Source organism: Kingella oralis, assembly GCF_014054985.1.
Classification (GTDB): domain Bacteria; phylum Pseudomonadota; class Gammaproteobacteria; order Burkholderiales; family Neisseriaceae; genus Kingella_B; species Kingella_B oralis.
Window position 1 is genome coordinate 241,792 of record NZ_CP059569.1, and the last position, 14,778, is coordinate 256,569.

Below are 14,778 nucleotides of genomic sequence, written 5' to 3' on the forward strand. Positions count from 1 at the left end.
TACCCCATTTATCCAAATCTAAACCGAAACTATACTGGCAACACTTTAACAGACAAGCCAAGTAGGTTGGGCATTTATGCCCGACAAATCCCGTTTAATAAAAGTCGGGCATCAATGTCCGACTACATAGGAGACCCACCATGAAACTCCTCCAACCCTACACCCTAGGCAGCCTGAAACTGAAAAACCGCATGGTGATGGCGGCGATGACGCGCAGCAGGGCCGATTCAGACGGCATCGTCGGCGCGATAACCGCCGAGTATTACACCCAACGCGCCTCCGCCGGGCTGATTTTGTCCGAAGCCGTCAATATTTCCGTCGATGCGCTCGGCAGCCCGCTCACGCCCGGTTTGTTCACCGCCGCGCAGATTGCCGCGTGGAAACAAGTAACCGCCGCTGTGCACGCAAAAGGCGGGCTGATTTTCGCCCAACTCTGGCACACGGGGCGCGTGGCGCACTCGGTTGACCGTGGCGGCGTTCTGCCCGCCGCCCCCAGCGCGGTGAAAATTGAAGGCATGCAGCACTTCACTTCACAAGGCGTGAAAGATTTTGAGACACCGCGCGAACTCACCGCCGCCGAAATCCGCCAAATCATCGCCGACTACGCCCAAGCCGCCAAAAACGCCATCGCCGCAGGCTTCGACGGCGTAGAGCTGCACGTCGCCAACGGCTATCTGCCGCAGCAGTTTTTGTCCGACTCCGCCAACCTGTGCCAAGACCAATACGGCGGCAGCATCGCAGCCAAAGCCCGCTTCACGCTGGAAGCCATGCGTGCGATTATCGACGCAGTGGGCGGCGGGCGCGTCGGCATCAAAATCAGCCCGCTGCACTCCTACGCCGGCATCGCGTTCAACAATCCCGTCGCCACTTATCAATATTTAATCAACGAGTTGAACAAACTGGATTTCGCCTTTGTGGAAATCATGCAGCGCGCACCGATGTTCCCATTATTGCCGCACTACCCGCAGGACAACGAAATCGAGCTGTTCGGGCGCATGGTGCAAGGCAAAACCGTGGTTGCCGGCACGGGCTACACCGCCGCAACGGGCGAAGCCGAGCTGGAAAAAGGCACCGCCGAACTCATCGCCTACGGCGCAGCGTTTTTAGCCAACCCCGACCTGCCGCTCCGTTTTGAACTGGGCGCAGATTTGAACGCGCCCGACCACGCAACCATGTTTGGCGGCGGCGAAGCGGGATATATTGATTATCCTGCGCTGGGTTGAGCGGGTTTTCAGGCTGCAAATTGTGGAAGCACAAATATACAAGGCAGCCTGAAACCGTCAGCCGCAGCCCAATCACCCCCGCCGCGCTGTATGCCCATTATGGCGGTTGCCGATTGATGAACCCATTTTCAGGCTGCCTCAGCCCAATCTTTTGCCCTATCACGCCGCGCATCGCGGCGTACCCGCGCGGGGAGCTTTTGCCGTTGCGCCGCCATCCCGCCCGCGCCCAATCGCACCGCCTAAACCTTCGCCCATCGCAAAAGGCAGCCTGAAAACAAGTTAGAGGCGCGGTTCACCCGCTTCGCTTGTTTTCAGGCTGCCTTCGCGCACCATGCCGTCAAACGCCCTCGCCAACGCCCGCCCTAAACTTTGCTAAAATCGCCCCCTTTCGTTCCGCCATCTTGCGGCAGCCTGAAACACCGTTTGGTCAAGCGCAAACCCCGTTTCAGGCTGCCATCGGCACATCATTCACTAAGGAAACCCCATGCAAACCCTAGATTTAACAGGCTTAAAATGCCCGCTCCCCATCCTCCGCGCCAAAAAAGCCCTCGCCACCTTAGACAGCGGCGCTACCCTCACCATCCTCGCCACCGACCCCGGCGCACCCGCCGACTTTGCCGCATTCTGCCACCACACGGGGCACGAATTGCTGCAAAGCAGCGAAGCAAACGGCGTGTTTACGCTGGTGTTGAAAAGAAAATAACCGCCCGCGGCACAGGCAGCCTGAAAACCACCGCCCGCCAGCCATGAAACTCCACATCCTCTCCGACACCCACGGCCAAACCGTCACCCCGCATCCCGATGCCGATTTAATCGTCCACGCCGGCGACTTCGGCAACGGGCGGCGCGGCGCGGAAGCGTTTCAGGCTGCCTGCGCCGCCGCGGGCAAGCCCTGCGTGTTCGTGCTGGGCAACCACGATTTTTACGGCGAACACCTCGACGAGCTACCGCGCGAACTCATCGCCGCCGGCGCGCCGCTGCTCACCGCAAACCGCCCCTTGGAATTTGGCGGCTACACCTTCGTTGGCGGCACGCTGTGGAGCAATTTCAGGCAGCATTGCGATGGCAAAAAACAGTTTCGCGAAAACGTCGCCCTTGCCCGCAACAACATCGCCGACTTTTTCTATATCGCCGCAGGCACTCCGCCGCACGAGCGCCGTGCCGAACCCGAAGACTACATCGAACGCTTCAACGCCCAACTGGATTTCATTGAACAATTCCGCCACCGCGCGCGCACCATCGTGCTCACCCATTTTCCGCCGCACCCTGTTTGCATCGCGCCACCCTATGCCGACTCGCCGCTCAACCCCTATTTCATCAACCAGATTGACGTAGCGGGCTTTGAGCACTGGATTGCCGGCCACACCCACCACGCCGTCGATACCATACAAGACGACTGCCGCATCATCATCAACCCGCTGGGTTATCCCAACGAATACGGACAAAACGGCTACCGCGACGGCTTTTTGCTGGAACTGCCCGATTAACCCAAAGGCAGCCTGAAAACAAGCGTAGGGTGTGCAGCTTGCTGCACACGCGGTTTACAAGGTTGAGACAAAAAACCGCGTGCGTGGCAAAGCCACACACTCTACGGTTTACTGATAAAGGAAATATGATGGAAAAAGTGATTCAACAAATTAAAGAAAATTTTTTAGCTATAAACATAGATTCAAAATGGGAGAATATCCTTGCAAACTCTCCTGTAACCATCTCTGATGACACTCTGAGCAGAAAAGAGAAACAAATCATGCTCAAACATAAACTTTCAGAAAAGATGGCACATGAAAGAAGTTTGGAGACAGATTACTGGATTATCAGGGATTGGGGCGGAATTAAAGGGTTTCGCAAAAATCCCGAAAACGATGCTCTGTTAAAGCAGCTGCCTGATTTTCTTGCAGACGGGAAGCTGCCAAAAGAAGTATTTGAGCGGATTTCATCGTTTTCAAAAGTGGCTTCTTTCCTTAATCCAAAGCTGTATGCCATTTATGATTCCCGCGTAATTTTTTCTTTGAACTGGCTGATTTTCAAAAACTATGGCAACAGTAAAAAGCTGTTTCCCCAGCCTGTTGGCAGAAATACCAACTTAGCCAAATATCATCTGGATACTGTTTTTGAATTATCGGGAAAAAAAGTGGAATACCATAACGGCGAAGACGCCTATCACGAATACTGCTCGCTGATGCGGCACTTTTCACAAGAACTTTTTCAAAATGCAAACAAACCGTATGAAACCGAAATGCTGTTATTTCAAATTGCACCCGATGCCATTATTGAAGACATCAAAAACAGTATTCGGTTATCCATCAGTATGTGATAAAGATCGGCACAACCCGAAGCGATACCCAAAAGCAGCCTGAAAACGCCGTAGGTCGGGCATTCATGCCCGACAAAACACCGACCCATTCAACAACGTCGGGCATCCATGCCTGACCTACATTTTCAACCCCAAACACAAAACCTAAACCATGACCCTCCCCCTCCCCACCCCATCCGCCCCGCGCGTGCGCTGGCTCAATCTTACCGCCGGCAGCCTGCCATATTTCTTAACCCAAAACCTGCCGCCTGAAACGCTGAAAATCGTGTTCACGCCCGACGCGGAAACCGCGTTGCGGCTGCAAACGGCGTGGCAGTTTTTCCGCCCAGAGGACAACGCGCTGTTTCTGCCCGACTGGGAAACGCTGCCCTACGAGCGTTTTTCGCCGCATCAGGATTTGGTGTCCGAGCGGCTGTCGGTGTTGTGGCAGCTGAAAAACGGGCTGGCGGACGCGCTGTTTGTGCCCGTTGCCACGGCGATGCAGCGTCTTGCGCCCGCGCCGTTTCTGTTGGGGCGCACGTTTTGGCTGAAAACGGGGCAGCGGCTGGATATTGCGGCGCTGCGGCAGAATCTGGTGGAAGCGGGTTACAGCGCGGTGTCCAACGTGGTGGCGGGCGGCGAATTTGCCGTGCGCGGCGGGATTGTGGATTTGTTCCCCACGGGCAGCGACACGCCGTACCGCATTGATTTGTTTGACGATGAAATCGACAGCATTAAGACGTTTGACCCCGACAGCCAGCGCACCATCGCGCCTGTATCGGAAATCCGCCTACTGCCGGCGCACGAGTTCCCCACCGACGACGCGGCGCAAAAAATCTTCCGCAGCCGTTTCCGCGAGGAAGTGAACGGCAATCCGAACGATGCGGCGGTGTATAAGGCGGTGAGCAACGGTCAGTTTGGCGCGGGGGTGGAATATTATCTGCCGCTGTTTTTTGAAGACGGCTGCGCGACGCTGTTTGACTATCTGGGCGCGGACGCGCTGGCGGTGTGCGTGGGCGATGTGCACGCCGAGGCACGGCGGTTTGAGGCGGAAGTGAAATCGCGTTTTCAAATGGCGCAGGGCGACGAAACCTATCCGCCGCTGCCGCCGCAGCATCTGTATTTGGCGGCAGACCAGTTTTCAGGCTGCCTGAAAGCCTATCCGCAGATTCATCCCGAGCTGGGCGGCGCGGCGTTTGCCTTGCCGAATGTGGCAGTGAACCGCCAAGCCGAGCAGCCTTTGCAGGCGCTGCAGGATTTTCAGACGGCCTTTGACGGGCGGATTCTGCTCACCGCCGAAAGTGCGGGCAGGCGCGAAACGATGCTGGGCTTTTTCGCGCAACACGGTTTGAAACCGAAAAGCGTGGACGGCTGGCAGGCGTTTTTGCAGAGTAAAGAGCGGCTGTGCATTACGGTAACGCCGCTGGCGTATGGGTTTAGGCTGGGGCAGCCTGTAAACAACGTAGGTCAGATTATTGAATCCGACATTCCCGCAGCGGCAGACCTTTCAGGCAGCCTGAAAATCGCCGTCATCACCGAATCCGACCTCTACCAATACGTCGCCAAAAGCCGCAGCAGCACGCGCCGCAAAAAACACGCTGCCGTGTCCGACGGTTTGCTCCGCGACCTTGCCGAAATCAGCATCGGCGACCCCGTCGTCCACGAAGAACACGGCATCGGGCGCTATATAGGCTTGGTGTCTATGGACTTGGGCGGCGAAGCGCAGGAGATGATGTTGCTGGAATACGCCGGCGAAGCGCAGCTGTATGTGCCTGTTTCGCAACTGCATTTAATCAGCCGCTACTCGGGCGCGGCGCATGAAAACGTGCAGTTGCACAAACTCGGCAGCGCAGCATGGAGCAAAGCCAAGCGTAAGGCCGCCGAAAAAGCACGCGACACTGCCGCCGAGCTGCTCAATCTCTACGCCCGCCGCGCCGCGCAGGAAGGCTACAAATTCCAGTTTGACGAAGAAGGCTACCGCGCCTTTGCCGACGGCTTCGGCTACGAAGAAACCGAAGACCAGGCCGCCGCCATTGCCGCCGTGATTGCCGATTTAACCCAAGCCCGCCCGATGGACAGGCTGGTGTGCGGCGATGTGGGGTTCGGCAAAACCGAAGTCGCTCTGCGCGCCGCATTCGTTGCCGTGATGGGCGGCAAACAAGTCGCCGTGCTCGCGCCCACCACGCTTTTGGTGGAGCAGCACGCGCAGAATTTTGCCGACCGTTTCGCCGATTTTCCCGTCAAAGTCGCCCAGCTATCGCGCTTCAACAGCAGCAAAGAAACCCGCGCCGCGCTCGCGGGCATGGCAGACGGCACCGTGGACATCGTCATCGGCACGCACAAGCTGGTGCAGGACGACATTTCTTTTAAAAACTTGGGCTTGGTCATCATCGACGAAGAACACCGCTTCGGTGTGCGCCAAAAAGAGCAGCTGAAAAAACTGCGCGCCAACGTGGACATCCTCACGCTCACCGCCACCCCCATTCCGCGCACATTAAGCATGGCATTGGAAGGCTTGCGCGACTTCTCGCTGATTACCACCGCCCCCAGCCGCCGCCTTGCCGTGAAAACCTTCGTCAAACCGTTTAGCGAAGGCAGCGTGCGCGAAGCCGTGTTGCGCGAACTCAAACGCGGTGGGCAAGTATTTTTCCTGCACAATGAAGTAGATACGATTGAAAACATGCGCGAGCGGTTGGAAACCCTGTTGCCCGAAGCACGCATCGGCGTGGCGCACGGGCAACTGCGCGAGCGCGAGCTGGAACAAGTGATGCGCGACTTTTTGCAACAGCGGTTCAACGTCTTACTCTGTTCCACCATCATTGAAACGGGCATAGACATTCCCAACGCCAACACCATCATCATCAATCGCGCCGACAAATTCGGCATCGCCCAGCTCCACCAGCTGCGCGGGCGCGTCGGGCGCAGCCACCACCAAGCCTACGCCTATCTGCTCACGCCCGAATACATCAGCAAAGACGCAGAAAAACGACTGGACGCCATCGCCGCCGCCGACGAACTGGGCGCAGGATTTTCCCTTGCCATGCAAGACCTTGAAATCCGAGGCGCGGGCGAAATCCTCGGCGAAGGGCAGTCGGGCGAAATGGTGCAGGTCGGCTTCACGCTCTACACCGAAATGCTCAAACAAGCCGTGCGCGACCTCAAAAAAGGCCGCCAGCCCGATTTGGACGCGCCATTGGGCGTTACCACCGAAATCAAACTCCACAGCCCCGCCCTGCTGCCCGAAGGCTACTGCCCCGACATCCACGAACGATTGGTGCTCTACAAACGCCTCGCCACCTGCGAAACCGAAGCCCAAATCAACGCCGTGCACGAAGAACTCGTTGACCGCTTCGGACTGCCCGAACAGCCCGTAACCACCCTGCTGGAAAGCCACCGCCTGCGCCTGGCCGCCAAAGCCTTGGGCATCACCGCCATCGACGCGTCATCCGATGCACTCACGCTCACCTTCGGCAAACACACCACAGTCGAGCCCACCGATATTATTTTGCTGATGCAGTCCAACAAGAATTACCGCATGGCGGGGGCGGACAAATTGCGGGTGAGCGTGGTGATGGAAGATGTGGAAGCGCGGGTGAGAACCGTAAGGGCGGTGTTGAAACAGTTGAGTGGGAAGGCAGCCTGAAACAGCAAGGCAGCCTGAAAGCCAAGGTGAAACCGATTTCAGGCTGCCTTTGCCACACCATCAACAAACCAGATTACCCAAACTCCGCCCTTGCTCCGCATTAATATTTGCGATAACCGATTGAATTGAATCTGAAAGGCACGTCATGCCCCTAACCACCCGCGAAGTCTCCTCCCGCCTGAAAGCCTTTGCCGCAGACCCGTTTTACCGGCAAATGACCAGAGAAAAAGCCGATGAAAAGCTCTTCACCAAAGAACTTATGAAATGCTTTGGCATTGAAGCGCACCAATATAACCGCGAACAAAAAATCACCCTACTTGACGGCAAAACAGGCTACGCCGATGCGTTTATTCCGCAAATACTGCTGGTTGAAGCCAAAAGCGCAGGCAAAAATTTGGCGCGGGCGCGCGAGCAGGCGGAAGACTACCGCTGGGGCATTCCCGTTGCACAGCAGCCGCGCTACATTTTGCTGCATGATTTCCAAAATTTTGTGTTGTGTGATTTGGAAGAAGACAAAGAACTGCGTTGCACCTTGGTAGAACTACCCGACCACGCCAAAGCCTTTTCATTTCTGTATCAGGAACGCAGCACGGTTGTCCTTGAAGAAAACCCAATTAACCGCGAAGCCGCCTATCAGATTTCGCGCCTGCACGCGGAGCTTTTGGCAGCGGGCTATGCGGGGCATGATTTGGAACTGTTTTTAACGCGGCTGCTGTTTTGCTTTTTTGCAGACGATACGCTGATTTTCAACGAAGCCGGCATGGTTCACCGCTGGCTGGCAGCTTCGCGCGAAGACGGCGACGATTTGGGCAGCCGCATCAGCCGCCTGTTTGAAACACTCAGCACCCCAATCCCAAGCCGCCAGAAAAATCTCAACGAAGATTTGGCGCAATTCGGCTATGTAAACGGCGGCCTGTTTGCCGAACGCATCGCCCTGCCAGAATTTGACGGCAAGCTGCGCCATTTGCTTTTAGCCTGCTCCGCAATGGATTGGAGCGAAATTTCCCCCGCCATTTTCGGCTCCATGTTTCAAGGCATTTTGGAAGAAAACGACCCCAATAGCTCGCGCAAAAAATCCCGCAGCGAATTGGGTGCGCACTACACCAGCGAAAAAAACATCCTGAAAGCCATCAACACCCTGTTTATGGACGAATTGCGCAGCAGCCTGAAATCCGCCACCAGCCGCGCCGCACAATTTGCGCTTCACGAAAAAATCGCCGCGCTGCACTTTTTTGACCCCGCCTGCGGCTGCGGCAATTTCCTTGTGATTGCCTACCGCGAACTACGCCGCCTGGAAATGGACTTAATCGCCAAACTCTACAAAACCAATTTGCGCGATACTTTGGGTGCAATCGCCACTTACCAAAAAGTCAGCATCAACCAGTTTTTCGGCATAGAGATTGAAGAACACGCCTGCGAAATCGCCAAAACCGCGCTGTATATCACCGACCACCAAATGAACCGCGAAGCCGAAAGCCGCTTCGGCAAAGCACGCCCCACCATTCCGCTGCACGACATCCCGCATATCACCTGCGCCAACGCACTCACCACCGACTGGGCAACGGTTTTGCCGCCGCAAGACTGCCACTACATCATCGGCAATCCGCCGTTTGTCGGAAAAAACAAACAAACGCCCGCGCAAAAACAGGAAATGGCAGCGATTGCAGGCAGCCTGAAAAACGGCGGCGTGTTGGATTATGTTGCCGCATGGTATTTAAAGGCGGCCGACTATATGGCGCACAACCGCCAAATCGCCGCCGCGCTCGTTTCCACCAACAGCATCACCCAAGGCGAACAGGCCGCCGTGCTGTGGCAGCCCTTGTTTGCGCGCGGCATACACATCCAGTTTGCCCACCACACCTTCAAATGGCAAAACGAAGGCAAAGACGTCGCCGCCGTGCATTGCGTGATTATCGCCTTTGCATACAGGCAGCCTGAAAATCCCCTAATCTTCCATTACGCCGATATTGCAGGCGAACCCAAAGCCCGCGCCGCCCAAAACATCAATGCCTATTTGCTGGACAGCGACAATCCTGCCGTTGAAAGGCGCGGCAAACCCATTTCCGGGGAAACCGAAATCCGCTTTGGCTCAATGCCCAACGATGGCGGGTATCTGCTGCTTTCACCCGAAGAAAAAGACGCGCTGCTTGCTGCCGAACCCTTGGTGAAAAAATATATCCGTCCCTTTTTGGGCGCAGATGAATTTCTTAACGGCAGAGAACGCTGGTGCTTGTGGTTTTCAGGCTGCGATTTGACAGAATTGAACGATGATCTGAAAAAAATGCCGCAAGTGGCGCAGCGCATTGAAAACGTAAAAATCACCCGAAAAGAAAGCAAACGCCCCGCCACCAATGAACTCGCCACCGTGCCGCATCTGTTCGGTTTTATTAGCCAGCCTGAAAGCGGCAACTATCTGTTGATTCCCAGTGTATCGTCTGAAAACCGCCAATATATCCCCATTGGCTTTATGGACTGCAACATCATTGTCAGCAATCTCGCATTCAGCCTGCCAAACGCCACGCTTTACCACTTCGGTATTCTCAGCTCCACCATGCACAACGCCTTTATGCGTACCGTGGCAGGGCGCTTGGAAAGCCGTTACCGCTACTCCGCAGGCATCGTGTACAACAACTTCCCCTTCCCCTTTGCCGCGCAAAGGCAGCCTGAAAACACTGCCGAAAACCAAGCCCGCAGCAAAATAGAAGCCGCCGCCCAAGCCGTGCTAAACGTGCGCGAACAATACCGCCAAGCCGCTATCCAAAAAGGACGCACCCCGCCCACCCTAGCCCAGTTCTACAACGGTTACACCGTCCACCCTTACCCCGAATTGGTGAAAGCGCACAAAAAATTAAACAAAGCCGTTGATGCCGCCTACGGCTACACCGGCGCAGACAACGATACCGAGCGCGTGGCGTTTTTGTTTGATTTGTACCAAGCGCGGCTGGCGATGGAAAAGGCAAAATAGCGGTTCAAAGCAGCCTGAAAATAAAGATTAGGCATTTTCAGGCTGCCTATTTGTTTGCATTCCGCCAGCTATAAGGCAGCCTGAAAACCAAAAAAACGCCCGTCAAACCATTTGACGGGCGTTTTTTGATGTCGGGCAGCCGTGTTATTTGCCGTTGTTGATGCAAGTGGTGTAAACCGCCGCCGCCCATGCTTGCATGTGGTCTTGGCGTTCGGCATCGGTTTTGCCGATTTCAATCGTGCCTTTGGGTTGTTTGTAGAGCATATTGTTGATGCCTTCCACGATGTTGCCCACCAATTTTTGCGCTTCGGGCTTGGCGGGCTTAACGTATTTTTGTTGCAGCATTTTCAGCGCGGTAAATTGGTTTTTGCCTGCTTGAAACTGCCCCATAGAATCCAAGGCGATGTTGGCAACAATGGCGCAGTCTTCGTTGAGCTGCTCTTGTTGCGCGGTGGGCGCAGCAAGCGCGGGGGCGGTAAACAGGGCAATCGTAAGCGCGGCTAAGGTGAATTTTTGTTTCATAGGGTTGTCCTTTCGTTCGTTATAAAAATAGTCCGCAGCGGGCGGCACACGGGCATTGTAGAGAGTATTGCGGGCGGGGGCAACTTTTGGGCAGGTTTGCGGTTTGGCGCAACGGCGTTGACGGCCGAGGCTTTTGCGCCGCCGAGGGCAGCCTGAAAATAACGTGGGCGCGGCCGATTCAAAGATTGGGTTTTTCAGGATGCCAAGCGTTGCCGCATTTGTTCAAACAGGCAGATGGTGGCGGCTTGGGCGATGTTGAGCGATTCCACCGCGCCTTGCATGGGGATTTTGACCGTGGCATCGGCGGCGGCAAGAATGTCTGGCGACACGCCGCTGCCTTCGTTGCCGAAAATCCATGCGGATGGTGGGCGCAAATCCAATTCGTACAACGAAAAATTGTTGTGTTCCGTCAGCGCGGTGGCGAGCGTGCGGTGGGGGTAGCCTGCCAGCCAGTCGCGCAAATTCACGCGCTCGTGCAGCGTGAGCGCAAAATGCGCGCCCATGCCCGCGCGCAACACTTTGGGCGAATAGGCATCGGCGCAGCCCGCGCCCAGCACCACATGGCGGATGCCTGCCGCCGCCGCGCTGCGCAGCACCGTGCCCACGTTGCCTGCGTCTTGCACCGCGTCTAACACGATGCAGTCTTCGCGGGCGGGCGGCGCGGGGCAGGGCAGGGCGATGAGGCTGATGATGTCGTCGGCGTGGTCCAGACTGCTGATTTTTTGCAACAAATGGGGGGCGACGGGGGTGATGCGGTTTTCAGGCAGCCTTGCGGCGAGCGTGGCGGTTTCAGGCTGCCGCAATTTCGGCTCGGGGATGTATACCTGCTGCGGCGTGTTGCCTGCATCTAAATAGGCGGCGAGCAGGTGCGCGCCTTCCAGCGCGGCTTGCCGGTGTTCGCGGCGGTGCTTAGTGGCGGTTAGGATTTTGGCGAGGTGTTTGAGCTGGGGGTTTTGCGGGGATTGGATGGGCGGCATGGTGTTGGGAATGGGTGGCAAGAGGCAGCCTGAAATCGGGTTGGCGGGCTTGGCGAAGCTCAAAAGGGTTGGCGGATTTTTGTGAAACGAAAACGGGATGGAATATTGGGATGGGCTTGGTTTGCGTTTTTCAGGCTGCCTTGATGCGCGTTCCAAAGGCAGCCTGAAAACGTGTTCAGCCGAAAAAGCCCATTTTCACTTGGATGAGCTTTTCCAACTCGCGCGAGATGCGGCGGCGGGAAACGAACAGCACCAGCCTATCGCCGTCGGCAAGGATTTGGTCGTGGTGCCGCCCCATGATGACTTCGTCGCCGCGCACGATGGCGGCGATGTGGCAGGTGGAGGGCCATTTGACTTCGTCCACGCGCCGTCCCACCAGCGATGAGGTGGCGCGGTCGCCGTGCACAACGGCTTCGATGACTTCCGCCGCGCCGCGCCGCAGGGGATAGATGGCGGCGATGTCGCCGCGGCGCACATGGGCGAGCACGCTGCCGATGGTGATTTGGTGCGGCGAAACGATGATGTCCAGCTGGTTGCCGGTGAGCAAATCCACATAGCGGGCGCGGTTGATGACGCTGATGACGCGTTTTGCGCCGAGGTTTTTGGCGAGCAGGCCTGCCATGATGTTGTTTTCATCGTCGTTGGTTAGGGCGCAAAACACGTCAATTTCGTTGATGTATTCGCGCGTGAGCAGGCTTTCATCGGTGGCAGAGCCGTACAATACCAGCGTGTTGTCTAGCTGCTCGGCAAGCCATTCGGCGCGTTGGGCATCTTCTTCAATGATTTTGATGTTGAACTTGTGTTCCATTTTTTTTGCCAGCCGAAAGCCCACGTTGCCGCCGCCCGCAATCATCACGCGATGATTGGATTGGTTGTATTCAAACAGCACATACATCACCGCCGCCATGTGTTTGGAATCAACCATAAAGGCGATTTCGTCGCCTTCTTCGATGACGGTTTCAGGCTGCGGCACAATCAGGCGCGTGTTGCGGTAGATGGCGGAGATTTGGCAGTCGAGGGTTTCGCCCAGCTGGGCGTTGATTTGCACGAGGCTTTTGCCCACCAGCCAGTCTTCGGCTTTGGCTTCGGCGACCACCATGCGCACTTTGTCGTGGGCAAAGGGCAGCACTTGCAGGGCGCGTACATAGCTTAATAAGCCTGCGATGTGTTCGGTGAGCAGATGCTCGGGGTGGATGGAATCGGTGATGTCAAAGGCTTTGAGGCTGGCGGATAGGGTGTCGGGGTCTTGGTCGGTTTCGCCGTATTCTTGGTAGGCGGAATTGCGCACGCGGGCGATGCGCTGCGGGATGTTGAACAGCGTGGCGGCAAGTTTGCAGGCAACAAGGTTGGTTTCGTCGCTGCGGGTGAGCGCGAGCAGCATATCGGTGTCGGGCGCGCCTGCTTGTTCTAGCAGCACGGGCGAGGCGGCGTTGCCCACCAGCGTTTGCACATCCAAGCGGCTGGCGATGTTTTTCAACGCTTGTTCATTGGTATCAACGATGGTTACGTCGTTGTTGGGCATGGTGGCGAGTTCTTCGGCAATGGCGGAGCCGACTTGTCCGCAGCCTAAAATCAGGATTTTCACGGGGGTTTTGCAATGGATGGAAAAGGGGGAAATTATACCGAAATATTTTCAGGCTGCCTTTGGGGCGAAAATCGGGTTAAATACAGATTGATTAAAGAAAGGACAACATCCATGAAAGACAAAGCCATTAGCGAAGCCATCTACAACGCGCTTATCCATCAAAACCTTGCGCACTATCAACAGAGTTTGCGCAACCAAGAAATGAGCGACGCAGGAACGGCGTATGACGCAATCCGAAAAATATTCAACACGTTGGATGGCAATCAGCAAAGCGCAATGATGAATTTGCTGAAAATAGTCATCATTGACACGGCTTCAACCATACTGGGAGCGATTGATGGAACAACTTTTTTGGCAGGGGCAGACGGCGATTATGCGCTGATATACGAAGGGGCGGAAATTCAAGGATGTTTGCAAGATTATTTTCTCGCCAAAGCAGAAGCGGAAGATTCCATACGGTTTTGAATCTGTTTTTTTGAATTTGTTTCAGGCTGCCCAATCATTTTCAGGCTGCCTCTATCCCCCAAAGGCAGCCTGAAAACGCTCACATCGCCAACACGCTCAACGCAGGCAAATTGGCAAAACTCTCTTGCCGAATAATCGTGCAAAAATCGTTGATATACGCGCGCTCACTGTCTTCCTCGCGCATCGCCGCGTAAAGCTCGCTTTGCAAAGGCTTTTCGCCAATCGGGCGATGCACCACATAATTTTTCTCCACATACGGCATCACCGCCCAATAAGGCAACGCCGCCACGCCACGCTTGCTGGCAACCAGTTGCACAATGGTAATCGTGAGCTCGCTGTTGCGCCGCTTGGGGTTGATGCCACGCGGCAGCAGCACTTTTTTCAACAAATCCAGCATATCATCGGGCACGGGATAGGTAATCAACGTTTCATCCATAAAATCCTCCGCCTGCCACACAGGCTTGTTGGCAAGCGGATGGTCGGGCGCGCAAATACCCACCATTTCGTAAGCAAACAACGGCTGATACGCCACCCCCGCTTGCGGCGCAGCTTCCGACACAATGGCAAAATCTGCGCGATGGGATAACAGCAGCGCAACAGGGTCGGCCTGAAAGCCCGACACAATATCCAATTCCACCTGCGGCCATTGCGGGCGAAACACGCCCATCGCAGGCATCAGCCAATCAAAACAAGTGTGGCATTCCACTGCAATGCGCAATTCGCCCGCCTCGCCTTGCACAATCTGCATCAAATCCCGCTCCGCCGCCGCCACGCGCGGCAGCAGTTCATGCCCCAGTTTCAGCAGCCGCTCGCCCGCCGGCGTGAAACGAATCGGCGAGGTTTTGCGCTCAAACAGCGGCGTGTCAAAATAAATCTCCAACACGCGAAGCTGGTGCGACAGCGCCGATTGGGTTAAAAACACCCGTTGCGCGGCAAGGGAAACGCTGCCCGTTTCTTCCAACGCCAGCAAAGTGCGCAAATGGCGCAGTTCAATAATGCTTTCCGTCATGGCAAATCGCTCTAAAACACAAAATTAAAGAAGAATAGGGCGCGGTTATCCGCCCATCCTTTGTTTGCTTGAATACATACAAACGGGTACAACCGT

General features: G+C 55.9%; 12 protein-coding genes. 8 read left to right on the forward strand and 4 right to left on the reverse strand.

The genetic code is table 11. From position 1 onward, the window contains the following. Positions 1-140 precede the first annotated feature (140 nt). The 7 genes from H3L93_RS01265 (at position 141) to H3L93_RS01295 (ending at position 10,124) form a co-directional block, all read left to right on the forward strand. Positions 141-1,223: an alkene reductase gene (locus H3L93_RS01265; protein ID WP_003797880.1), complete on the forward strand. Its 1,083-nt coding sequence runs from the start codon at positions 141-143 to the stop codon at positions 1,221-1,223. Between the two features lie 20 nt (positions 1,224-1,243). After that, positions 1,244-1,495 carry a hypothetical protein gene (locus tag H3L93_RS01270; protein WP_040559017.1) on the forward strand — a complete coding sequence of 84 codons (252 nt, stop codon included), beginning with the start codon at positions 1,244-1,246 and terminating at the stop codon, positions 1,493-1,495. A 212-nt stretch (positions 1,496-1,707) separates the two neighbouring features. Beyond that, on the forward strand, positions 1,708-1,926 hold the full coding sequence (locus H3L93_RS01275) for a sulfurtransferase TusA family protein (protein ID WP_003797876.1): 219 nt from the start codon (positions 1,708-1,710) through the stop codon (positions 1,924-1,926). 43 nt (positions 1,927-1,969) lie between these two features. Continuing rightward, on the forward strand, positions 1,970-2,710 hold the full coding sequence (locus H3L93_RS01280; RefSeq protein WP_003797873.1) for a metallophosphoesterase: 741 nt from the start codon (positions 1,970-1,972) through the stop codon (positions 2,708-2,710). Positions 2,711-2,838: 128 nt separating this feature from the next. After that, entirely contained in the window at positions 2,839-3,537 is a 699-nt protein-coding gene (locus H3L93_RS12995) for a hypothetical protein (RefSeq protein ID WP_040559015.1), read from the forward strand. A gap of 151 nt (positions 3,538-3,688) precedes the next feature. Further along, a complete protein-coding gene (gene mfd, locus H3L93_RS01290; protein ID WP_003797868.1) occupies positions 3,689-7,159 on the forward strand; it encodes a transcription-repair coupling factor in 3,471 nt (1,156 codons plus the stop codon). Positions 7,160-7,304: 145 nt separating this feature from the next. After that, positions 7,305-10,124, forward strand: a complete 2,820-nt coding sequence (locus H3L93_RS01295; protein ID WP_003797864.1) for a class I SAM-dependent DNA methyltransferase — start codon at positions 7,305-7,307, stop codon at positions 10,122-10,124. Positions 10,125-10,268: 144 nt separating this feature from the next. Here the strand turns inward: H3L93_RS01295 and H3L93_RS01300 are convergent, their stop codons facing one another. The 3 genes from H3L93_RS01300 to trkA form a co-directional block, all read right to left on the reverse strand. Further along, entirely contained in the window at positions 10,269-10,646 is a 378-nt protein-coding gene (locus tag H3L93_RS01300) for a hypothetical protein (protein ID WP_003797860.1), read from the reverse strand. 194 nt (positions 10,647-10,840) lie between these two features. Then, positions 10,841-11,623, reverse strand: coding sequence for a TrmH family RNA methyltransferase (locus H3L93_RS01305; RefSeq protein ID WP_182077717.1), 783 nt, complete (start codon positions 11,621-11,623; stop codon positions 10,841-10,843). Positions 11,624-11,798: 175 nt separating this feature from the next. Continuing rightward, complete coding sequence (gene trkA / locus H3L93_RS01310) at positions 11,799-13,208, reverse strand: Trk system potassium transporter TrkA (protein ID WP_003797852.1); 1,410 nt, start codon at positions 13,206-13,208, stop codon at positions 11,799-11,801. A gap of 111 nt (positions 13,209-13,319) precedes the next feature. Between trkA and H3L93_RS01315 the strand changes: the two genes are divergently transcribed. Then, on the forward strand, positions 13,320-13,673 hold the full coding sequence (locus H3L93_RS01315) for a hypothetical protein (protein ID WP_040559013.1): 354 nt from the start codon (positions 13,320-13,322) through the stop codon (positions 13,671-13,673). A gap of 79 nt (positions 13,674-13,752) precedes the next feature. Here the strand turns inward: H3L93_RS01315 and H3L93_RS01320 are convergent, their stop codons facing one another. Further along, positions 13,753-14,682 (reverse strand): LysR family transcriptional regulator, encoded by a 930-nt coding sequence (locus H3L93_RS01320; protein ID WP_003797848.1) that lies wholly within the window; start codon positions 14,680-14,682, stop codon positions 13,753-13,755. Between the last annotated feature and the right edge of the window lie 96 nt (positions 14,683-14,778).

Coding starts and splice junctions, on each gene's coding strand:
- H3L93_RS01265 (WP_003797880.1), top strand. CDS start 141: ATGAAACTCCTCCAACCCTACACCCTAGGCAGCCTGAAACTGAAAAAC.
- H3L93_RS01275 (WP_003797876.1), top strand. CDS start 1,708: ATGCAAACCCTAGATTTAACAGGCTTAAAATGCCCGCTCCCCATCCTC.
- H3L93_RS01280 (WP_003797873.1), top strand. CDS start 1,970: ATGAAACTCCACATCCTCTCCGACACCCACGGCCAAACCGTCACCCCG.
- H3L93_RS12995 (WP_040559015.1), top strand. CDS start 2,839: ATGGAAAAAGTGATTCAACAAATTAAAGAAAATTTTTTAGCTATAAAC.
- mfd (WP_003797868.1), top strand. CDS start 3,689: ATGACCCTCCCCCTCCCCACCCCATCCGCCCCGCGCGTGCGCTGGCTC.
- H3L93_RS01295 (WP_003797864.1), top strand. CDS start 7,305: ATGCCCCTAACCACCCGCGAAGTCTCCTCCCGCCTGAAAGCCTTTGCC.
- H3L93_RS01300 (WP_003797860.1), bottom strand. CDS start 10,646: ATGAAACAAAAATTCACCTTAGCCGCGCTTACGATTGCCCTGTTTACC.
- H3L93_RS01305 (WP_182077717.1), bottom strand. CDS start 11,623: ATGCCGCCCATCCAATCCCCGCAAAACCCCCAGCTCAAACACCTCGCC.
- H3L93_RS01315 (WP_040559013.1), top strand. CDS start 13,320: ATGAAAGACAAAGCCATTAGCGAAGCCATCTACAACGCGCTTATCCAT.
- H3L93_RS01320 (WP_003797848.1), bottom strand. CDS start 14,682: ATGACGGAAAGCATTATTGAACTGCGCCATTTGCGCACTTTGCTGGCG.